The sequence below is a fragment of the Amycolatopsis sp. NBC_01480 genome, from assembly GCF_036227205.1.
Lineage (GTDB): Bacteria > Actinomycetota > Actinomycetes > Mycobacteriales > Pseudonocardiaceae > Amycolatopsis.
In genome coordinates, this window is record NZ_CP109442.1 from 5,466,167 (window position 1) to 5,486,998 (window position 20,832).

Sequence of the window (20,832 nt, forward strand, 5' to 3'; positions counted from 1 at the left end):
ACCCAGGGCACGGGAGGACGATGTGCTGAACGCAGGAGACACCGCATGGGTATTGGCCGGCGCCGCGCTGGTCATGCTCATGACACCGGGACTGGCGTTCTTCTACGGCGGGATGGTCCGCGCGAAGAGCGTCTTGAACATGCTGATGATGAACTTCATCGCGCTGGCCGTCGTGGGGGTGTTGTGGGTCCTCTGCGGCTTCTCGATGTCGTTCGGCAACGACGCCTTCGGCGGTCTGGTCGGCAACTTCGACTTCGCGGGACTGACCGGCGCCGTCGGCAAGCTGGCCGGGCTCGCCAGTAGCGGCCCGCCCGCGGTCCCATGGCCGGGCCCGGACGCGCTGCCGGTGCTGGCGTTCGCCATGTTCCAGCTGATGTTCGCGATCATCACCCCCGCGCTGATCTCCGGCGCGATCGCCGACCGCGCGAAGTTCTGGGGCTGGACCCTGTTCGTGGTGATCTGGGTTGTCGTCGTGTACTTCCCGGTCGCGCACTGGGTGTTCTCGTTCGACGGCTTCATGGGCCCGAACGCGGCCGGCGGCTGGATCGCCAACAAGCTCAAGGCCCTCGACTTCGCCGGCGGCACCGCGGTCCACATCAACGCCGGCGCCGCGGGACTCGCACTGGCGATCGTGCTCGGCAAGCGCAAGGGCTGGCCGAAGGACACCGGGCGCCCGCACAACGTGCCGTTCGTGCTGCTCGGCGCCAGCCTGCTGTGGTTCGGCTGGTACGGCTTCAACGCCGGCTCCGCGCTGGCCGCGAACGACCTCGCCGCGGTCGCGTTCACCAACACCACCGTCGCCACCGCCGCCGCCGTGCTCGGCTGGCTCGTGGTGGAGCAGCTCAAGTTCGGCAAGCCGACCACGCTGGGCGCCGCCTCGGGCGCTGTCGCGGGTCTGGTGGCCATCACCCCGGCGTGTGGTTTCGTGAGCCCGCTCGGGGCCATCGCGATCGGCCTGATCGCCGGCCTGCTGTGCGCGCTGGCGGTTTCGCTCAAGTTCCGCTTCGGCTTCGACGACTCGCTGGACGTGGTGGGCGTTCACCTGGTCGGCGGCCTGGTCGGCACGCTCCTGATCGGCTTCTTCGCCACCACCAGCGTCAACTCCGCCGGAGCCGACGGCCTGTTCTACGGCGGCGGGTTCACCCAGCTGGGCCGCCAGGCCATCGCCGCGCTGGCGGTGCTCGCGTACTCGTTCATCCTTACCCTGATCATCGGCTTCATCATCAAGAAGGCCGGCGGCTTCCGGGTCAGCACGGAGGACGAGGTCAGTGGCATCGACGAGGCGCAGCACGCGGAAAGCGCCTACGACTTCAGCGGGATGGGCGGCGGCTTCGGCGCCGGCTCGGGCATCCCGGCGAAGACCGCCACGGGCAACGCGGCCACGAAACTCGAGGAGACGAAGGCATGAAGCTGATCACTGCGATCGTCAAGCCGTTCACGCTCGACGACGTCCGCTCGTCGCTGGAGCAGCTGGGCGTGCTCGGCATGACGGTCACCGAGGTGCAGGGCTACGGCCGGCAGAAAGGCCACACCGAGGTCTACCGCGGCGCGGAGTACTCGGTGGACTTCGTGGCCAAGATCAAGGTCGAGGTCGTGACCGACGACGCGGGCGTGGAGAAGGTCCTCGACGCGATCACCACCGCCGCGCACACCGGCAAGATCGGTGATGGCAAGGTGTGGGTGACGCCGGTCGAGACCGTGATCCGGGTACGGACCGGCGAGCGCGGCACGGACGCGCTATAGGCGCGAGGACACATGTCGCACGGGGGTGAGCTGGCCCAGGCCACCGAGCGGTTGCTCGAGGGCAGGCACGGCCGGCTGGGGGCGTCCGCACTGCGGGCGGCCCTGGTCGACCTCTACGAATTCTGGCTCGGGAAGGGGGCCTCGGCGGCCGGCGTGGACACCGCGGAACCGGGTGTCGCGCTGGTCGCCGTAGGCGGTCTCGGGCGGCGGGAGCTGGTGCCGTTCTCCGATCTCGACCTGGTGCTCGTGCACAACGGGAACTCGCGCGTCGGCGAGATAGCCGACGCGCTGTGGTACCCGCTGTGGGACGCGAGGGTCGGTCTGGATCATTCGGTGCGGACTCCCGGCGAAGCGCTGAAAGTGGCTTCGGAGGATCTGCGCACGGCGCTCGGCCTGATCGACGCCCGGCACCTCGCCGGTGACGCCGAGCTGGCCGAGCGGCTGGCGTCCGCGGCGCGCGACCAGTGGCGGCGCACGGCTCGCAAGCGGCTCGACGAGCTGGCCGAGTCCGTTCGCGGGCGGTGGCGGCGCAGCGGTGAGATCGCGCAATCGGCCGAGCCCGACCTGAAACACGGGCGGGGCGGGCTGCGTGACTTCGCCGTGCTGGAAGCGCTTGCTGCCGCGCAGCTGACGGCCCGCCCGGGCGAGGAGCTGCTGGAGGCCAAGGGACTGCTGCTCGACGTCCGCACCGAGCTGCGGCGCGAACTGCGGCGGGAGCGGGACATCCTCAGCGCCCCGGAGGCCCAGCTGGTCGCGGCCGAGCTCGGCTTCGGCGACCGGTTCACGTTGGCGCGCAAGCTTTCCGGGGCCGGCCGGACGATCGCGTACGCGGTCGACGTGGCGCTGCGGTCCACTGTGGAGCCACCGAAGACCCGGTTCGGACGGCGTCCCTCGCGCACGCCGCTGGCCGAGGGCGTGGTGCTGCACGGCGCGGAGGTCTCGCTCGCGCGGGACGCCGTGCCGGCCAAGGACCCGGCGTTGCTGCTCCGGGTCGCGGCCGCCTCGGCGCGGACCGGGAACCCGATCGCGCACGGCACTCTGCGCGCGCTGGCGGAATCGGCGCCCGAGCTGCGCGCGCCGTGGCCGCCGGACGCGCTGAACGCGCTCGTGGAACTGCTGGGCGCGGGGGAGGGACTGGTCGACGCCGTCGAGGCGCTGGACCGGACCGGGCTCTGGGCACGCCTGTTCCCGGAATGGGGCGCGGTGCGCGACCTGCCGCCGCGCTCGCCGGTGCACCAGTGGACGGTGGACCGGCACCTGGTGCAGGCCTGCGTCGAGGCGTCGAAGCTGACCACCACGGTGGCGCGCCCGGACCTGCTGCTGATCGGCGCGCTGCTGCACGACATCGGCAAGGGCCGCGACGCGGACCACTCGGAGCTGGGCGCCAAGATCTCCGCCCAGGTCGCGAAGCGGCTCGGCCTCCCGGACACGGACGTGGCGACGGTTTCGGCGATGGTGCGGCACCACCTGCTGCTGCCGCACACCGCGACCCGACGAGACATCGGCGACCCGGCGACGGTTTCGCGCGTGGTGAAGACGCTGGACAACAGCGTTGTGCTGCTGGACCTGCTGCACGCGCTGACCCAGGCGGACTCGCTGGCCACCGGCCCCGGCGTGTGGACGGACTGGAAGGCCCGGCTGCTCGCCGAACTGGTCTCCGGCTGCGAGGAAGTCTTACACGGCAAGGGTTTCTCGGCACCCGAGCCGATGGACGCCGAACAGCGTGAGCTGGTGGCCGCGGCCGTGCGCTCGGGCACCGGCGAGGTCCGGATCAGCGCGCACGGCAAGGTCGTCACGGTGGTGCTGGCCGTGCCGGCGCGGGCGGAGCTGCTGGCCCCCGCGGCGGGCGTGCTGGCGCTGAACTCGCTCGAGGTGCACTCGGCGATCCTGCGCGGACACGACGGCGGCCGCGCGGGCGTCTTCACGGCGTCGCCGAAGTTCGGCTCGCTGCCGGACCCGGCGTTGCTGCGCGAGCAGTTCGCGCGCGCGGTGGCGGGCACGCTGCCGTTGACCCAACGCCTGGCGGCGAAGGAGCGCGACTACTCGTCGGGTTCGGCCCCGGCGGTGTCACCGAAGGTGCTGTGGTTCGACGACGAGACGAGCGGCTCGGACACCGTGGTCCTCGAACTGCGCGCGGCGGACCGCATCGGCCTGCTTTTCCGCGTGGCGGGCGCTTTCCGCCGCTGCGAGGCCGAAGTCCGCTGGGCCAAGGTGGCCACCCTCGGCGGCGCCGTGGTCGACTCCTTCGCCGTGACCCCGCGCTCGGGCCACGTCGACGCCGCCTGGCGGGCCAAGGTCGAGGAAGCAGTGCTCGGCGCCTCTTCTTGAGCGGTGTGACGGCGGCCGTTGTGAGAGCCGCCGTCACACGTTCGGGGTGTCGTGGCAGCGACGGCCGGTGCCGGTGGCAGTATGGCGCGGGTCCGGAGCGGCTGTGCAGACGGCGGGGGTGGGCGGTGCAGGGTCCCGAGCGGAATCTCCCGAGGCTTTCCCTGCCGCCGACCGTGGTCGCGGCGCATCTGCGGTCGTGTGCGGAAGAGCTGGCCGGGTCGTTGCGCAGTGATGGGCAGACGGCGACGCTCGCGGAGATCTCCGAGGTCGTCACGCAGCTGGTCGCCGGGCAGCATGCGCTCGCGCACGCGCTGGCCGGGCTCGCCGGACGGGTGGACGCCCGCAGCGGCGCGCTCGCGGCGGCCGCGACCGTGGACGTCGAAGTGGTCACCGAAGTGCTCCAGGCGGCGGCGTGCGCGGTGGGCTGTTCGGCGGAGGCACTCGCCGAGGCCGAGCCGTCGTTCGAATGTGTGAGCGAATCCGCGGGGCCTGACACCCGTTTGTAGCTGTCGCCGGGACGACGTCCTTCCTTAGCCTTGGAGCTGCGGAGGTGTCGCGATGCGCGCGGTGTGGAAGGGCACGATCGGATTCGGCGACTACGCCATTCCGGTGAAGGCGTACAGCGCGGTGGGGGAGCACGCCGTCCCGCTGCACCAGGTGCACGAGCCGGACGGCGGGCGGGTCCGGGTGCGGCGCGTGTGCGAGGTCGACGGCGCGGACGTGCCGGACGCGGAGATCGTCAAGGGCTACCCGGTGCCGGGCGGTGACGTCGTGGTGCTCACCGAGGACGACCTCGCGCGGCTACCCTCGCCCCCGGCGGACACGATCGACGTCCACGGCTTCGTGCCGGCCTCCGACATCGACCCGGTGTGCTTCGCGAAGAGCTACTACCTGGAGCCCGAGCCCGCGGGGACGAAGCCGTACGTGCTGCTGGCTTCGGCGTTGCTCGAGACGGAGCGCGTGGCCGTCGTGAAGGTCGCGCTGCGGCGTCGCGAAACGCTCGCTGCGTTGCGCGTACGGGACCAGACGATCGTGCTGCAAACCCTGCTCTGGCCCGACGAGGTGCGCCGGCCGGACTTCGCCTTCCTGCACGAGGACGTCGACCTCCGGCGCGGCGAGCTGAGACGCGCGGTGAACCTGGTCGAGGAGCTGGGCGCCGACCTCGCGTCGTACACCGATCAGCACCGCGAAGCGCTGGAAGCGCTGATCCGGGCGAAGGCGGAAGGCGGCGACGTCGAACGGCCGACCGGGCGCGAACAGGACGAAGGCGTCACGCGGTTGCTGATGGCGTTGCAGCAGAGGACAGTTGACTCGGACCCGGCGCCGGTCGAGACTGCGCGCGCGGCCGCGGCGATGGCGTCGCGAGCCAGGGCGGCGGCGCGGAAAGCCGCATCGAGGCGGGGATTGAGTAGTTCTACGTAGCCCTTCTTGGGGGTCTTCACGCTGCCCGCGCGCGGCCTTCTCGGGCAGGCTTCTCCCCAACACACGGCGGAAGCCACTCGCCCGGTACTGGGGGTCCGGCGAGCGGGGCGAGCAGGTCCCGCCGGTGTGCACGCGGCGGGAGGCTCCCGGGGAGGTGAGTCCTTCCGCCAAGGTTCCGGGGCCGGCCGTTGGGGAGCGGCCGCGTCCCGGAACCCCTGGGGGCCACGCGGGGTCCTGGGACCGGCCCGGGGAGGGGCCGTGCTCCCGGGGCCCCGTTTTCCTTGTGCGCCAACGGTTTCCCGGTCACCTGAGTAGTTGCCCTCACCCGGATCGGGTGACTTCACGCTGCCGGCGGCCCCGGCGCTCCGGGCAGACTGCCGAGCGCGGCGGGCCCGGCCCGTCCAGGGGTTCCGGGGCCGGTCGAGGGCGCAGGCCCCGGAACCGCCCGGACGGCCTCAGGCCTCGGCGACGCGCACGAGCAGCTCCGACGCCAGCCGCAGCAGCTGCTGTTCGGTGGGGCTCAGCGAGCGGTCCATCGCCGACGCCAGCCACCGTTCGCGCTGCACCGAGTACTCCCGCAGCACGGCCCGTCCGGCGGCGGTGATGTCGAGCAGCGAGCGACGGCCGTCCGACGGGTCCGGGGCCCGCGTGATCAGCTCGCGCGAAGTCAGCGTCGCCAGCACGCGCGTGAGCGACTGCGGATGGATCCGTTCGGCCTCCGCCAGCTCGCCCGGCGTGTGGGTCCCCCCGCGGTAAAGCCGCGAAAGCACGGCGAGCACGGTCGGGCCGGGGGCCGGCGCGTCGGCCTCGGCACGCATCCGCCAGTTGAGCCGGCCGACCCCTTCGCGGACCACGCGCGCCAGCGACGCCAGCTCGTCGGCGCGGGCGGGCGCATCGAGTTCGGTCATCCCGCCACATTAGGCGATTTCCCCGCGCACCAGCCGCGCGTACCGGCCGTCGAGCGCCAGCAGCTCCGCGTGCGTGCCGCGCTCGGCGATCCGGCCCGCGTCCAGCACCACGATCTGGTCCGCGTGCTCCACAGCGGACAGCCGGTGCGCGATGGTGAGCGTGGTGCGCCCGGCCGCGAGCCGGTCCAGCTCCGCCTGCACGGAGCGCTCCGTGCGGTTGTCCAGCGCGCTCGTCGCCTCATCGAGGATCAGCACGGGCGGGTTGCGCAACAGGATCCGCGCGATCGCCATCCGCTGCTTCTCCCCGCCGGAGAACCGGTAACCGCGCTGGCCGACGACGGTGTCGTAACCCTCCGGCAGCGCCGCGAGCGTGTCGTGGATATGGGCGGCCTTCGCGGCGCGCTCCAGCTCTTCGTCGGTGGCGTCCGGCTTCGCGAAGCGCAGGTTCTCTCGCACCGACGCGTGGAACAGGTACGTCTCCTGCGAAACCAGCCCGACGCCCTTGGCCAGCGACGCCAGCGTGACGTCGCGTACGTCGGCACCGTCCACGCGTACCGAGCCTTCGGTCACCTCGTAGAGCCGCGCCACCAGGTACGCCAGCGTGGTCTTGCCCGAACCGGTGGACCCGACCAGCGCCGTGGTCGTCCCGGCCGGCACGTCGAGATCGATGTCGTGCAGGGTCCACGGCCCGGTTTCGTCGTAGCGGAACGACACCCCGCGCATCGAGACGCTGCCGCCGCCCACTTCCAGCTCCCGCGCGCCGGGCCGGTCGCCGATCTCCACCGGCAGGTCCAGCACCTCGAAGATCCGCCCGAACAGCGCCTTCGACGTGGCCACGTTCTGCCCCACCGACTGCATCGCGGTGGCCGGCCCCAGCAGCCGGTTCAGCATGCTGGTGAACGCGACCACGGTGCCGAGCGAAAACGGCGTCGCGCCGCCGGCCAGCGCCAGCCCGGCGATCCAGTAGACCAGCGCGGGGATGATCGTCAGGCTCATCGTCCGCGACGCCCGCTGCCAGCGCCCGGCCAGCGCGGCGTCGCGCTCCAGCGCCGCGATCTCCTTCGACTCCGCGGCGAAGCGCTGGCGCATGTCCCGCTCGTTGCCCATCGTCTTCGCCAGCAGCACGCCGGTGACCGAAAGGGATTCCTCGACCAGCGTGGTCAGCCGTGCCATCCGCCAGGTCCGGCCGCGGGCCAGCGCCCGCCGCTTGGTGCCCAGCCGCAGCGTGAACAGCAGGAACAGCGGCACGACGACCAGCGAGAGCAGGGCGAGCTGCCAGTCCATCACCACCAGCGCCACGGCGATGGCGACGGTGGTGGTCCCGTTCTGCACCACCGACCCGGCCGTCGTGGTGATCACGTTGTCGACGCCGCCGATGTCGTTGAACACCCGCGACAGCACCTCGCCGGTCTTCGTCCGGGTGAAGAAGCCGAGCGACATCCGCTGCAGCCGCCCGTAGACGGACACGCGCAGCTCGTTCATCACCCGCTGCCCGATCGTGTTGGACAGGCCGGTGGTCGCCACGCCGAGCGCGCCGCTGCCCAGCGAGGCGGCGATCATGCCGATCGCCAGCAGGCTGATCAGCAGCGTGTCCCGGTGCGGCAGCGCGTCGTCGAGGATCGCGCGGAGCAGGAACGGCGAGACCACGCCGAGCCCGGCCTGCAGGACCAGGAGGGCGAACAGCGCGGCCATCGGCCCGCGGTGCGGCCGGAACAGCGCTGCGATGCGGCTGAACGGCACGTTCTCGTCGGTGTCGGCGGCCGGTTCGGCGAGCGCCGGACGCCGCGCCGTGGAAGAAGTCATACGCAGATGTTTAACGATTTTCGCGGTCGAGTCGAGTGTTTTTCTTGCCTTGACTCAGTGTCGGACTTCGAGTTATTACGCATATGCGTAGTAACCTTCTCAAGAAGGTTCGCGTACCCGCGAGGCCGATCGGCCACAGCGGCTACCCTCGGAGGTTGCCGGGGCCCGCCGCGGGCGAGTCCGGTACGCCACGACGACCCAGCTGGAGCGTGCACACCCGTGTTCGACACCCTCTCCGATCGGCTCACCTCTGCCCTGCAGACGCTCTCGCGCAAGGGCAGGCTGTCCGACGCCGACATCGACGCCACCGCGCGCGAGATCCGCATCGCGCTGCTGGAGGCGGACGTCGCGCTGCCGGTGGTCAAGGAGTTCATCGCCCGGATCAAGGAGCGGGCCAAGGGCGCCGAGGTGTCCCAGGCGCTGAACCCGGCCCAGCAGGTGATCAAGATCGTCAACGAGGAGCTCGTGGCGATCCTCGGCGGCGAGACCCGGCGGCTGAACCTGGCCAAGAACCCGCCGTCGGTGATCATGCTCGCCGGCCTCCAGGGCGCCGGCAAGACCACGCTGGCCGGCAAGCTGGCCATGTGGCTGAAGAAGCAGGGCCACGCGCCGATGCTGGTCGCCTGCGACCTCCAGCGCCCGAACGCCGTCACCCAGCTGCAGGTGGTCGGCGAGCGCGCCGGCGTCACGACCTTCGCCCCGGAGCCGGGCAACGGCGTCGGCGACCCGGTGGACGTGGCCCGCCGCGCCATCGAAGAGGCCAAGCACGCGCAGCACGACATCGTGGTCGTCGACACCGCCGGCCGGCTGGGCGTCGACGAAGAGCTGATGAAGCAGGCTGCCGACATCCGCGACGCGGTCTCGCCCGACGAGGTCCTGTTCGTGGTCGACGCCATGATCGGCCAGGACGCGGTGACCACCGCCGAGGCGTTCCGCGACGGCGTCGGCTTCACCGGCGTGGTGCTGACCAAGCTCGACGGCGACGCCCGCGGTGGTGCCGCGCTGAGCGTGCGCGAGGTCACCGGCCAGCCGATCCTGTTCGCGTCCAACGGCGAGAAGCTCGAGGACTTCGACACGTTCCACCCGGACCGGATGGCTTCGCGCATCCTGGGCATGGGCGACGTGATGACCCTGATCGAGCAGGCCGAGCAGCACTTCGACCAGGAGCAGGCGGAGAAGGCCGCGGAGAAGCTGTCCAGCGGGCAGCTGACCCTGGAGGACTTCCTCGAGCAGATGCTCGCGGTCCGCAAGATGGGCCCGATCGGCAACCTGCTCGGCATGCTGCCCGGCGCCGGGCAGATGAAGGACCAGCTCGCCCAGGTCGACGACAAGCACCTGGACAAGCTGCAGGCGATCATCCGCGGCATGACCCCGGCCGAGCGCGACGACCCGAAGATGATCAACGGGTCCCGCCGGCTGCGCATCGCGAACGGTTCGGGCGTCACCGTCCGCGACGTGAACGACCTGGTCAACCGGTTCTTCGAGGCGCGCAAGATGATGGCGCAGATGGCCGGGCGGTTCGGCTTCGGCGGCGGTGGCGGCGGCAGCAAGAACCGCAAGGGCAAGAAGGGGAAGAAAGGCAAGGGGCGCGGCCCCACCCAGCCCAGGGTCCGCGGCGGGATGCCCGGCGGGATGCCGATGCTGCCCCCGGGCGGGATGCCGATGCCGCCGCAGGGCGGTGGCATGCCGGACCTGTCGCAGCTCGGCGGGATGAACGACGTCCCGGGCTTCGACCCGACGAAGTTCAAGCTGCCGAAGAACCCCAAGAACAACTGACGTGGGCGCGCTGCACCTGCGCGGCACCGTCCTGCCCGGCGGCGAGCCGCGTGAGCTGTGGATCGACGGCAGCCGGATCTCGTTCACGCCCGTGCCCGGCGCCGAGACGCTGGTGGAGGACGGCTTCGTCCTGCCCGGCCTGGTCGACGCGCACTGCCACCCCGGCCTCGGCCCGCGTGGCCCGGTCGGGGTCGAGGAGGCCGCCGAGCAGGCGGTGACCGACCGGGAAGCGGGCACCCTGCTGATCCGCGACTGCGGGCTGCCGCTGGACGTCCGGCCGTTGCAGGCCCGGGCGGACCTGCCCACGATCATCCGCTGCGGACGGCATTTGGCGCTGCCGAAGCGGTACGTGCCGGGCTTCGCGATCGAGCTGGACGACCCGGCGCTGCTGCCCGAGGCCGTCGCCGAGCAGGCCCGCGACGGCGACGGCTGGGTGAAGCTGGTCGGCGACTGGATCGACCGTGGCGAGGGCGACCTCGCGCCGCTGTGGCCGGACGACGTGCTGGCCGAGGCCGTCGGGATCGCGCACGGGCTGGGCGCGCGCGTCACCGCGCACGTGTTCGGCGAGGCCGCGCTGCCGGGCCTGATCGCCGCCGGGATCGACTGCCTGGAGCACGGCACGGCGCTGGACCCGGACCAGCTCGCGGAGCTGGCACGGCGCGACGTCGCGCTGGTGCCCACGCTGGTCAACATCGAGAACTTCCCCGGCATCGCCGACCAGGCCACGCGGTACCCGGTCTACGCGGCGCACATGCGGGCCCTGCACGCGGGCGTCGGCGAGATGGTGTCCTCGGCCGTCGAAGCGGGCGTGCGCGTGTTCGCCGGGACCGACGCCGGCGGCATGGTGGCCCACGGCCGGATCGCCGACGAGGTCGAGGCCCTGCACCGCGCCGGGATGTCCCGCGAGCAGGCCCTCGCGAGCGCGTCCTGGGCGGCCCGTGAATGGCTCGGCCACCCCGGCATCGCCGACGGCGCGCCGGCCGACCTGATCGTCTACCCGGCCGACCCGCGGGCCGACCTGTCCGTGCTGCGCCACCCGGCCCACATCGTCCTGGGCGGCACGGTCTTCGCCTGACCCCCGCTGTTTTCCCTGCCACGCCAAGGCTTTAGCGTTGGACCCCGTGGCTCACGACGACGGTGGCAGGCGGGTGCTGGGCGCCCACTGGGGCTTCGCCGCATTTTTCGCCGGGGTCGCCGGCTACCACCTCGTCACGCTGATCACCACGGTCGCGCTGAACCGCCAGACCGGCGAACTCGACCCGCTGCAGCTGCCGGCCGGCCCGCTGCTCCTGCTGGCCTTCCTGCCGAACCTGATGCTGGGCCTCGGCCCCGTCCTCGGTTCCTTGCGCTACGGCGAAGGACTCCGCCGGGATTTCGGCCTGGTGCCCAACTGGCGCGACGTGCGGATCGGCCTGGCCTTCGGCGCGCTCGCGCTGGCGGTCGGCTACGCGCTGAACCTCGCCGAGATCGCCGTCTACGGCGCCGACCAGGTCTCCGACAGCCCGCTCACCGACCTCGCCGACAACGCCGACAACAGCCCGGCCTGGCTCGTCCCGGCCGCGCTGATCGTGGTGATCGCCGCGCCGCTGACCGAAGAGCTGCTGGTCCGCGGCACGCTGTGGAACGCGCTGGCCGCGTACCGCATCCCGTCGTGGGTGGTGCTCGTGCTGACCGCGCTGGTGTTCGCGCAGCTGCACGGCGAGGCGACGCGCACGATCGCGCTGTTCGGCCAGGGCCTGGTGCTGGGGCTGGCGCGGCACTACTCCGGCCGGGTCGGGGCGGGTGTGGTCGCCCACGCGGCCAACAACCTGCCGCCCGCGGTGCTGCTGCTCGCCGGGCATTGATCATCGCCTGTGATCGGCTGCGTACTGTGCGAAGTCTTCCCGGCGGCTAGGCTCGGGCGGTGAGCCGAGCGATCACCGGAGGGCCGGCGTGACGACTTCCCAGCCACGGGAACCACTTCCGGGCCCGTCGGAGGCGGCGGAGGAACTGGTGAGCCTGCCGCGCGAGTACCCGTCGCACCGCTGGGGGTTCGGCGCCTTCCTGCTCGTCGAGGCCGTGCTGCTGGCCTCGGCCGCGTTCGTCAGCGTGCTCGTCGGCGACCCGTCGCCCGGCCGGCCACTGCCCATCCGGACGGTCCTGCTCGGCACGATGCTGCCGACGATGATCGCCGCCGGCGTCGCGGTGCTGATCACCAGCCTGCGGGGCAACGGCCCGGTGATCGACCTGCGCCTGCGCTGGCGCTGGTCGGATGTGAAGGCCGGGCTCAAGTTCGGCCTGCTCGGGCTGGTGCTCACCTCATTGAGCGCCTACGTCTGGACCGCGCTGGTCGGCAACGCGGACGCGACGTCCGCGATCAGCGCGCTGATCGACGACCGGAAGATGTCGGTGCCCGCGGCCGTGGTGATGTTCGTCTACCTGTGGCTGGCCGGCCCGATCTGCGAGGAGATCATCTACCGCGGGCTGCTCTGGGGCGCGGTCGAACGGCTCCAGTGGCGCAGCGAGCGCTGGGGCCGGATCGCCGCGTTCCTGCTGTCCACGGCGGTCTTCGCGGCCAGCCACCTCGAGCCGCTGCGGACCACGCTCCTGCTGGTCATCGCCGTGCCGATCGGCCTGGCGAGGTTCGCGACCGGGCGGCTCGCGGGCAGCGTCGTGGCGCACGCGATGAACAACTTCCTGCCCGCCGTCGCGATCCTGCTCGGCGCGCTCGGGCTGTCCTCGTTCTGAGCGGTTCCCGGCGCCGTTCCCGGCCTGTGTGCAGGCACGTCGCGGCCGTCTGGCAGAATGTTCGCTTGCCTGCTTCCGTCGGACCCTCTCACCGCACGGGAGCTCCTGACCTTCGGGTGCCCTCGGCCGTGTCCCCACTCGGCTGACGGGCGCTCACACTCGCACCAGAGAGAACTGAGGAGTACCCACACCCGTGGCCGTCAAGATCAAGCTGCAGCGCCTCGGCAAGATCCGTGCGCCGTACTACCGCATCATCGTCGCCGACGCGCGCACTCGCCGGGACGGCAAGGCCATCGAGACGATCGGCAAGTACCACCCGAAGGAAGAGCCGAGCTTCATCGAGGTCGACACCGAGCGGGCGCAGTACTGGCTGGGCGTCGGCGCGCTGCCGACCGAGCCGGTCCAGCGCATCCTCGAGGTCACCGGCGACTGGCAGAAGTTCAAGGGCCTGCCGGGCGCCGAAGGCACCCTGAAGGTGGCCGAGCCGAAGCCGTCCAAGCAGGACCTGTTCAACGCGGCGCTGGCCGCGGCCGGCGAGGAGCCCTCCACCGAGGCCACTACGCCGAAGAAGAAGTCCGCCCCGAAGAAGGCCGAGGCCGAGAAGGCGGAAGCCGCTGAGGGCGAGAAGTCCGAGTGAGTTTTCTCGCTGACTCCCTCGAACACCTGGTGCGCGGGATCGTCGACAACCCGGACGAGGTCCGGGTCGAGCTGCTGACCACGCGCCGTGGCCGGACGCTCGAGGTGCACGTGCACCCCGACGACCTCGGCAAGGTGATCGGCCGGGGCGGTCGTACCGCGACCGCCCTGCGCACCGTCATGGGCGGCATCGGCGGTCGCGGCGTCCGGGTGGACGTCGTCGACACCGACCGCTGACCCGGCCGTATTCGGATGGACGTCGTAGTCGGCCGGATCGCCAAGGCCCACGGGATCCGCGGCGAGCTCGCGGTGGACGTGCGCACGGACTCGCCGCAAGAGCGGTTCAAGGTCGGTTCGGCGGTCACGACGAAGCTGCGTGACGGCAGCAAGAGGGAACTCACCATCGCAGCCGCCCGCGAACACAGCGGGCGGCTGCTGGTGCGTTTCGACGAGGTGCTCACCCGCGACGTCGCCGAGACCCTGCGCGGCGCCCTGCTGGTGGTCGACACCGCCGACCTGCCGCCGACCGGCGATCCGGACGAGTTCCACGACCACGAGCTGACCGGCCTGCGCGCCGAGCTGGCCGACGGCACCGTGGTCGGCAAGGTGGTCGAGGTCGTGCACTCGCCCGCGGGCGAGCTGCTGGAACTGGACGTGGACGGCCGCGAGGTGCTGGTCCCGTTCGTGCTGGCTATCGTGCCGACGGTGGACGTCGCGGGCGGGCGGGTCGTGCTCGACCCGCCGGAAGGCCTCCTGGACGAGGACTGAGTTGACCCTTTCCCTTCGCGCCCGCGCCGCGATCTCCCGCTTTGCGGTGTTCGGTGCTGTGGTGCTCGCCAGTGCGGGGCTGACCGCGCCGGCCGCCGAGGCCGCCGCGCCGGTGTACGGCGACTTCTCCCTGATGTTCAGCCGCAGCGCGGGCCAGTACGCGCCGCCCGGCGAGCAGGCGTTCCAGTGGGCCTGGTCGCCGCAGTCGGCCACCGAGTCGCAGATCTCCTGGGGCGACCCGAAAACCTGGCCGCCGTCGTACGCGGAGCATTTCCTGCGCGACGGGGACTGGGTGCTGCTCGACGGCTGGGGCGGCAACGGCACCTACTACACGCAGCGCGTGACCAGCGAAGAACTCTGCCACGGCACGGCCTGCACCCCGCTCCCGTCGGACGGCGGGCGGCAGCACTACGTCCAGTGGACCGTGCCGTCGGAGGACTACCGGCTGGTCGCGAACGGGACCGTCACCGAGCAGAGCAGCGGCAAGAGCTTCCAGTTCCGGCACGCGCAGACCTGGGGCGCGCCCGCGCCGTGCAGCTCGGCCCGGTTCGGCGCGCGGACCTGCGTCACGCAGAGCGAGTCGTGGTCGGACGACAACGGCCTGCCCGCCGGTTCGCCGATCCGCGAGACCCTGCGCCGGGACATCAAGATCGCCAAGGGCCTGGGCATGGCCTTCGCGATCGACCAGCAAGTGCCGTCGCCTTGGCACGCCGAGGCCACCGAATACTGGAACTGGTGACCCGGTGCGCATCGACGTCGTCACGATCTTTCCCGAGTACCTCGACCCCCTGCGGGCCGCGCTGCTCGGCCGCGCCATCGACCGCGGCCTGATCGAGGTCGGCGTGCACGATCTGCGCGAGTGGACCCACGACGTCCACCGCGCGGTGGACGACGCCCCGTACGGCGGCGGGCCCGGCATGGTGATGAAGCCGCAGATCTGGGGCCCCGCGCTCGACGAGGTCTGCGGCGAGGGCAGCCGCCTGGTCGTGCCGACGCCGGCCGGGCGGCCGTTCACCCAGGAGCTGGCGCACGCGTACGCCGAGGAAGAGCACCTGGTCTTCGCCTGCGGCCGGTACGAGGGCATCGACCAGCGAGTGGTCGACGACGCGGCGCGGCGGATGCCCGTCGACGAGGTGTCGATCGGCGACTACGTGCTGGTCGGCGGCGAGGCCGCGGTGCTGGTCATGGTCGAGGCCGTGGTCCGGCTGCTGCCCGGCGTGCTCGGCAACGCGCGCTCGGCGGCCGAGGACTCGTTCTCCGACGGGCTGCTCGAAGGCCCCAGCTACACCCGCCCCGAGGTGTGGCGCGAGCTGGCCGTGCCGGACGTGCTGCGCTCGGGCAACCACGCCCTGATCGACCGGTGGCGGCGCGACGAGGCGCTCGTCCGGACCGCGCGGCGCCGCCCGGATCTCCTGGCCCGGTTGCCGGAGGGTAGCCTGGACCGTCGTGATCACGAGGTTCTCGACGGGCTCGGCGAGGACCCCGGCTAGACCCCGTGCGAAGCGAGCACCCGCGCCTCTGCCATACTTGACCGGTTGGCGTGAGTGGACCGCCTCGTTCACGAGCCCGCCATCAGCCCCTGGTGAGACGTAGCAGCAGTGCTGCGCGCCCGGGGAGACGTAGTACTCAAGCCATACGAAATGACGAGGACGGACCACCGATGAACACCCTGGACGCGCTGGATGCGCAGTCACTGCGTTCCGACATCCCGGCCTTCCGCGCGGGCGACACGCTCAAGGTTCACGTCCGCGTCATCGAGGGCAACCGCGAGCGCAACCAGGTCTTCCAGGGCGTCGTGATCCGTCGCCAGGGCGGCGGGATCCGCGAGACCTTCACGGTCCGCAAGGTCTCGTTCGGCGTCGGCGTCGAGCGCACCTTCCCGGTGCACTCGCCGAACCTGGCCGAGATCGAGGTCTTCAAGCGCGGCGACGTGCGTCGCGCGAAGCTCTACTACCTGCGCGACCTGCGCGGCAAGAAGGCCAAGATCAAGGAGCGCCGCGAGAACCGCGAGACCACCTCTGCCCGCTGAGTGGCGGATCGGTTACCGGTAGCCTGGCGACGTGGTCGAACCCGTGCCCCAGAACGCCGCTGAGGATGACCCCGACCGCTCGGACGAGGACCAGCCCCGGCTGTCCCGTTCCGAGGAGCGTCGGGGCTCCCACCGGCGAGGCAAGTCCTCGAAGAAGCGGTCGTTCTGGAAGGAGCTGCCGATCCTGATCGTGATCGCCCTGGTGCTCACGATCCTGATCCAGGCGTTCCTGGCCAAGGTCTACATGATCCCCTCGGGGTCCATGGAGGCCACGCTGCACGGCTGCCCCGGCTGCACCGGTGACCGCATCCTGGTCGACCGCGTCACGTACGACTTCACGGACCCGTCGCCGGGCGACGTGATCGTGTTCAAGGGCCCGCCCGCGTGGACCGAGAACGAGATCATGCCGCAGGAGTCGGGCAACATCGTGGTCCGCGCGCTGCGCGGGCTGGGCTCGCTGGTCGGCTTCGCGCCGCCGGACGAGCGGGACTTCGTCAAGCGCGTGATCGCCACCGGCGGCCAGACCGTGCAGTGCTGCGATCCGCAGAACCGCGTGATCGTGGACGGCAAGGCGCTCGACGAGCCGTACGTCCACTGGGAGAACCCGGACCACGCGGTGCAGGAGAGCTTCGCCCCGGTGAAGGTGCCCCAGGGCGCGCTCTGGGTGATGGGCGACAACCGCAACAACTCCGCCGACTCCCGGTACCAGGGCGGCGGCGGCCCCAACGGCGCGGTCCCGGTCGGCGACGTGATCGGCAAGGCCCGGATCATCGTGCTCCCGCCGAGCCGCTGGGGCGGCATCACCGACCACAACCCGCAGGCGAGTGCCCAGCCGGTCGCGCTCGGCGCCCCGGCCTGGCAGGAAGGCCTGCCGCTCGGTGTCGGCATCGCCGGAGCCGTCCCCACGCTCTTCCTCGGACGGCGTGTGAAGGCGGGCATCCGCAAGGCGGCCGGCCGGAGACGCTAGCGTGCTCCGCCCGAGCAGAGTCGTCAGACGGGTAGTGCAGCTGTGACCGTTCCCGTTCCCCGCCCCCCGGCCGAACCACTCCGGCCGCCGCGCGCCGTGGTGCGCGGCGAGTTCTTGTGGGGCCTGCAGGGTGCGCTCGACCGTCGTGGCCTCGGCCCCGTCGCCGGGGTGGACGAAGCCGGCGCCGGCGCGTGTGCCGGGCCGCTGGTGGTCGCCTCGTGTGTGCTGCGCCCCGGCGACGGCGCCCGGCTGCCCGAGCTGACCGACTCGAAGATGCTCACGGCGAAGGCCCGCGACCGCGTTTACGACCAGGTCCTCAAGCGCGCGGTCGACTACGCGGTGATCGTCATCCCGTCCGAACAGGTCGACCTGCTCGGCATCCGGGTGATGAACCTGGAGGGGATGCGGCGGGCGGTCGCCGCGCTGCGCGAGCATCCCGGGTATGTGCTCACCGACGGCTTCCCGGTCCCCGGCATCCCGGCCCCCAGCGTCGCGGTCATCAAGGGCGACCGCTGCGTGGCCAGCATCGCGGCCGCGTCGGTGCTCGCGAAGGTGACGCGGGACCGGATCATGAAGGGCCTGCACGGCGAGCTGCCGCACTACGGCTTCGACGTGCACAAGGGCTACAGCACGGCCGACCACCTGGCGGCGCTGGACGAGCACGGGCCCAGCCCGGCGCACCGCTGGTCCTACACGAATGTGGCCACCGCGGCCGCCCGGCACGGCCTCACCCCACCGCATCCGGTCGTGCTCACCTACGCTGCCTTGGAGAACCCGAGCGTGCCGGTCCGTGCCCTGGCCAGCTCGGTGGGTAAGAATGAACGCTCCGCCGCCGGAGCAGCAAGACGAACGCGAGGAGGGGCGCGGATTTCATGAGCGCAGAGGATCTCGAGAAGTACGAGACCGAGATGGAGCTCTCGCTGTACCGCGAGTACCGCGACATCGTCGGCCAGTTCTCGTACGTGGTGGAGACCGAGCGTCGGTTCTACCTGGCCAACGCCGTCGACGTGCAGGTGCGTGACGGTGGTGGCGAGGTGTACTTCGAGGTCCGCATGTCGGACGCGTGGGTCTGGGACATGTACCGCCCCGCCCGGTTCGTCAAGCACGTCCGGGTCATCACGTTCAAGGACGTCAACGTGGAGGAACTCGACAAGCCGGACCTCCGGCTGCCCGAGGACGGCCCGTTCTCGGGCTGATTTCTCCCACGCGCTGAAGGCCGACCGGACCCGCTCCGGCCGGCCTTCAGCGCGTTCTGGCGGGTTTTCGCCTTTTGGGCTTTTGGGCTGAGCACGGGGGACCGACAGTTTCGGGCTCCGGTGCCGGTCGTCGCGCGGGTTCTCCACAGGTCCCCGGTTGTCCACAGGTTGGCTTTTCGGCGCTGGTGACGGGTTCGGTCACCCTGCGAACGTGGGTTCACACGTTCCGTGATGGTCGCGGGACGGTGAGGGGGCCACGATGAACGACAGTCTTCGGCGGCGCGCGCTGTGGCGCCGCGAGTTCGGCCGCTGGGGTGAGGACCTGGCCGCCCGGCACCTCCAGGAGGCGGGGCTCGTCCTGCTCAGCCGGAACTGGAGCTGCCGCGAAGGCGAGCTCGACCTGGTGCTGGCCGAGGGCGACCGGGTGGTGTTCTGCGAGGTGAAGACCCGCTCCGGCGACGACTACGGCACCCCGGCCGAGTCCGTCACCCCGGAGAAGGTCGATCGCGTGCGCAAGGCGGCGGAGCAGTGGCTGCGGGCGTTCCGGATCGGCTGGTGCCGCACGCGGTACGACGTGGTCACCGTCTTCGCGCCGGTCGGCGGGCAGCCGACGGTGCGGCACATCGCGGGGGCGTTCTGATGCCGCTGGCGAAAGCGTGGTCGGTGGCCCTGCTCGGGATCGAGGGCCGGGTGGTGGAGATCGAGGCGGACCTGGGCGGCGGGCTGAGCCGCGTGACGCTGGTCGGCCTGCCGGACGCGGGCCTGCGCGAGGCGAAGGACCGCGTGCGCTCGGCCGTGCGGAATTCGGGCCAGCCGTGGCCCGACGGCAAGGTGACGCTGGGGCTGTCGCCGGCGAATCTGCCCAAGGTGGGCTCGGGGTACGACCTCGGCATCGCGGCGGCGGTGCTGGCGGCCACCGGCGCTGTGCCGGCCACGAAGCTGCTGCGCACGATCCTGCTCGGCGAACTGGCGCTGGACGGCCGGATCCGTCCCGTCCGCGGTGTCCTGCCCGGTCTGCTGGCCGCGCGGGCCGCGGGTTACGAGCGCGCGCTCGTCCCGTCGGAGTCGCTGGGGGAGGCGGCGCTGGTCGAGGATCTGGAGGTCGCCGGGGTCTCGCGTCTGACGGACCTGGTGGCGTGGCTGAAGGACGAGGGCGAGCTGGAGCCGCGGCCCGAACCGGTGCCCCCGGACCCGCCCGCGGTGCCGGACCTGGTCGACGTCGTCGGCCAGCCGGAGGCGCGGTGGGCGCTGGAGGTCGCGGCCGCGGGCGGCCACCACCTGCTGCTGACCGGCCCGCCCGGCGTCGGGAAGACGATGCTCGCGAAGCGGTTGCCGGGCCTGCTCCCGCCGCTCTCGCCGGAGGAGTCGCTCCAGGTCACGGCGGTCCACTCGGTCGACGGCACGCTGTCGAAGTCGTCGCCGCTGGTCACCGTCCCGCCTTTTGTCGCCCCGCACCACTCGATCACCGTCGCGGCCCTGATCGGCGGCGGCAGCGGCCTCGCCGTGCCCGGCGCGATCAGCCGGGCACACCGGGGCGTGCTGTTCCTGGACGAGGTCTGCGAATTCGGCCCCGAGCGGCTCGACTCGCTGCGCACCGTCGTCGAGGAGGGCGAGGTCCGCATCGCGCGGGTGAAGGGCGCGGTGCGTTATCCCGCGCGCTTCCAGCTCGTGATGGCGACCAACCCGTGTCCCTGCGCCCAGCCGCGCGAGATCGACTGCACCTGTTCCCCGCTCGCCCGCCGCCGCTACTTCGCGCGCCTCTCGGGCCCCTTGCTGGACCGCGTCGACCTCCGTGTCAGCCTGCGCCCGCTGACCGCCATGTCCGCCCACCTGACCGCCGCCCCGGAACCGTCGGCCACGGTCCGCGCCCGCGTCCAGTCGGCCCGCGACCGCGCTGCCCACCGCTGGCAGGCCCACGGCTGGCAGTCGAACTCGGAGGTCCCGGGCCCGTCGCTGCGTCGCGAGTTCCGGCTGCCCCCGGCCACCACGGTCCTCCTGGACCGAGCCCTCACGAAGGGCGTCCTGACCGCCCGCGGCGCCGACCGTTGCCTCCGCATCGCCTGGACCCTCGCCGACCTCGCCGGCACCCCCCACCCCACCCCCGACCACGTCTCCGCCGCCCTCGACTTCCGCGAACGGACAGCCGCATGACCCACCCGCCCCCGCCCTCACCGACGGGCCGCTGTCACCCGCTTCGCCGTGCTGCCCGCCCTCCTGCGCCCCACCCCTTGCTCCGTCGGACCGCCCCTGTCGCTGCTTCGCCGTGTTGCGCGTCCCAGATCGCTTCCGACTGATCCCTTCCAAGCGGCCCCGGCCCAGCGCGGCCACGCCGCCCCCGCTTCCCTGAACGGAGTTCCCATGTCTCACCCCGCCCGCCCCCGGCTTGCCAATCCCCAGCCCGCCGACTCGCGCAAAGCCCGCCACCTCCGCCTGGTCCCACCACCGCCGCCGGGCCGGGACCCCGATCCCCTCCAAGTCCGCGCCCGCCTCGGCCCGGTCCGTGCCCTGGCCCCCGCGCCGCCCCACCCC

Annotated in this window: 22 protein-coding genes; 20 read left to right on the top strand and 2 right to left on the bottom strand. The window is 72.0% G+C overall.

The genetic code is table 11. The features are described from left to right. Window positions 1-22 precede the first annotated feature (22 nt). The 5 genes from OG371_RS26140 (at window position 23) to ku (ending at window position 5,493) form a co-directional block, all read left to right on the top strand. The gene (locus tag OG371_RS26140; protein WP_329057804.1) at window positions 23-1,408 is read left to right on the top strand and encodes an ammonium transporter; all 1,386 of its coding nucleotides are present in this window, start codon (window positions 23-25) and stop codon (window positions 1,406-1,408) included. Then, the gene (locus OG371_RS26145; protein WP_329057806.1) at window positions 1,405-1,743 is read left to right on the top strand and encodes a P-II family nitrogen regulator; all 339 of its coding nucleotides are present in this window, start codon (window positions 1,405-1,407) and stop codon (window positions 1,741-1,743) included. The genes OG371_RS26140 and OG371_RS26145 overlap by 4 nt, the downstream gene beginning before the upstream one ends. Before the next feature lie 12 nt (window positions 1,744-1,755). After that, a complete protein-coding gene (locus tag OG371_RS26150) occupies window positions 1,756-4,071 on the top strand; it encodes a [protein-PII] uridylyltransferase (protein WP_329057807.1) in 2,316 nt (771 codons plus the stop codon). 125 nt (window positions 4,072-4,196) lie between these two features. Then, entirely contained in the window at window positions 4,197-4,577 is a 381-nt protein-coding gene (locus OG371_RS26155) for a hypothetical protein (RefSeq protein ID WP_091623653.1), read from the top strand. Window positions 4,578-4,629: 52 nt separating this feature from the next. Beyond that, window positions 4,630-5,493: a non-homologous end joining protein Ku gene (ku, locus tag OG371_RS26160; protein ID WP_329057809.1), complete on the top strand. Its 864-nt coding sequence runs from the start codon at window positions 4,630-4,632 to the stop codon at window positions 5,491-5,493. Between the two features lie 455 nt (window positions 5,494-5,948). On the opposite strand, the gene OG371_RS26165 is transcribed toward ku, so the two are convergent. Then, a complete protein-coding gene (locus OG371_RS26165) occupies window positions 5,949-6,401 on the bottom strand; it encodes a MarR family winged helix-turn-helix transcriptional regulator (RefSeq protein WP_329057810.1) in 453 nt (150 codons plus the stop codon). 9 nt (window positions 6,402-6,410) lie between these two features. Beyond that, window positions 6,411-8,204: an ABC transporter ATP-binding protein gene (locus tag OG371_RS26170; RefSeq protein ID WP_329057811.1), complete on the bottom strand. Its 1,794-nt coding sequence runs from the start codon at window positions 8,202-8,204 to the stop codon at window positions 6,411-6,413. Window positions 8,205-8,423: 219 nt separating this feature from the next. Here OG371_RS26170 and ffh point away from each other — a divergent pair, with 219 nt between their 5' ends. The 15 genes from ffh (at window position 8,424) to OG371_RS26245 (ending at window position 20,454) form a co-directional block, all read left to right on the top strand. Continuing rightward, the gene (gene ffh, locus OG371_RS26175) at window positions 8,424-9,980 is read left to right on the top strand and encodes a signal recognition particle protein (RefSeq protein ID WP_329057813.1); all 1,557 of its coding nucleotides are present in this window, start codon (window positions 8,424-8,426) and stop codon (window positions 9,978-9,980) included. A gap of 1 nt (window position 9,981) precedes the next feature. Beyond that, on the top strand, window positions 9,982-11,055 hold the full coding sequence (locus OG371_RS26180) for an amidohydrolase family protein (RefSeq protein ID WP_329057814.1): 1,074 nt from the start codon (window positions 9,982-9,984) through the stop codon (window positions 11,053-11,055). 46 nt (window positions 11,056-11,101) lie between these two features. Then, entirely contained in the window at window positions 11,102-11,824 is a 723-nt protein-coding gene (locus OG371_RS26185) for a CPBP family intramembrane glutamic endopeptidase (RefSeq protein WP_329057815.1), read from the top strand. 88 nt (window positions 11,825-11,912) lie between these two features. Beyond that, window positions 11,913-12,707, top strand: a complete 795-nt coding sequence (locus OG371_RS26190) for a lysostaphin resistance A-like protein (RefSeq protein ID WP_442875985.1) — start codon at window positions 11,913-11,915, stop codon at window positions 12,705-12,707. 193 nt (window positions 12,708-12,900) lie between these two features. Further along, window positions 12,901-13,344 (top strand): 30S ribosomal protein S16, encoded by a 444-nt coding sequence (gene rpsP / locus OG371_RS26195; RefSeq protein WP_091623675.1) that lies wholly within the window; start codon window positions 12,901-12,903, stop codon window positions 13,342-13,344. Further along, entirely contained in the window at window positions 13,341-13,580 is a 240-nt protein-coding gene (locus OG371_RS26200) for an RNA-binding protein (RefSeq protein ID WP_003103110.1), read from the top strand. The genes rpsP and OG371_RS26200 overlap by 4 nt, the downstream gene beginning before the upstream one ends. 15 nt (window positions 13,581-13,595) lie before the next feature. Then, window positions 13,596-14,111, top strand: a complete 516-nt coding sequence (gene rimM / locus OG371_RS26205; RefSeq protein ID WP_329057817.1) for a ribosome maturation factor RimM — start codon at window positions 13,596-13,598, stop codon at window positions 14,109-14,111. Between the two features lies 1 nt (window position 14,112). After that, complete coding sequence (locus OG371_RS26210; protein WP_329057818.1) at window positions 14,113-14,850, top strand: hypothetical protein; 738 nt, start codon at window positions 14,113-14,115, stop codon at window positions 14,848-14,850. 4 nt (window positions 14,851-14,854) lie between these two features. After that, window positions 14,855-15,601: a tRNA (guanosine(37)-N1)-methyltransferase TrmD gene (trmD, locus tag OG371_RS26215; RefSeq protein WP_329057819.1), complete on the top strand. Its 747-nt coding sequence runs from the start codon at window positions 14,855-14,857 to the stop codon at window positions 15,599-15,601. 170 nt (window positions 15,602-15,771) lie between these two features. Then, complete coding sequence (gene rplS, locus OG371_RS26220) at window positions 15,772-16,140, top strand: 50S ribosomal protein L19 (RefSeq protein WP_328607439.1); 369 nt, start codon at window positions 15,772-15,774, stop codon at window positions 16,138-16,140. Between the two features lie 31 nt (window positions 16,141-16,171). Next, window positions 16,172-17,107 carry a signal peptidase I gene (gene lepB, locus OG371_RS26225; protein ID WP_329057821.1) on the top strand — a complete coding sequence of 312 codons (936 nt, stop codon included), beginning with the start codon at window positions 16,172-16,174 and terminating at the stop codon, window positions 17,105-17,107. 96 nt (window positions 17,108-17,203) lie between these two features. Beyond that, complete coding sequence (locus OG371_RS26230; RefSeq protein WP_329073267.1) at window positions 17,204-17,983, top strand: ribonuclease HII; 780 nt, start codon at window positions 17,204-17,206, stop codon at window positions 17,981-17,983. Continuing rightward, window positions 17,980-18,303 (top strand): DUF2469 domain-containing protein, encoded by a 324-nt coding sequence (locus OG371_RS26235; protein WP_003096226.1) that lies wholly within the window; start codon window positions 17,980-17,982, stop codon window positions 18,301-18,303. Before OG371_RS26230 ends, OG371_RS26235 begins: the two co-directional genes overlap by 4 nt. A gap of 259 nt (window positions 18,304-18,562) precedes the next feature. Then, window positions 18,563-18,943 (top strand): YraN family protein, encoded by a 381-nt coding sequence (locus tag OG371_RS26240; RefSeq protein ID WP_329057822.1) that lies wholly within the window; start codon window positions 18,563-18,565, stop codon window positions 18,941-18,943. Next, window positions 18,943-20,454, top strand: coding sequence for a YifB family Mg chelatase-like AAA ATPase (locus OG371_RS26245; RefSeq protein WP_329057823.1), 1,512 nt, complete (start codon window positions 18,943-18,945; stop codon window positions 20,452-20,454). Before OG371_RS26240 ends, OG371_RS26245 begins: the two co-directional genes overlap by 1 nt. The last annotated feature ends 378 nt before the right edge of the window (window positions 20,455-20,832 follow it).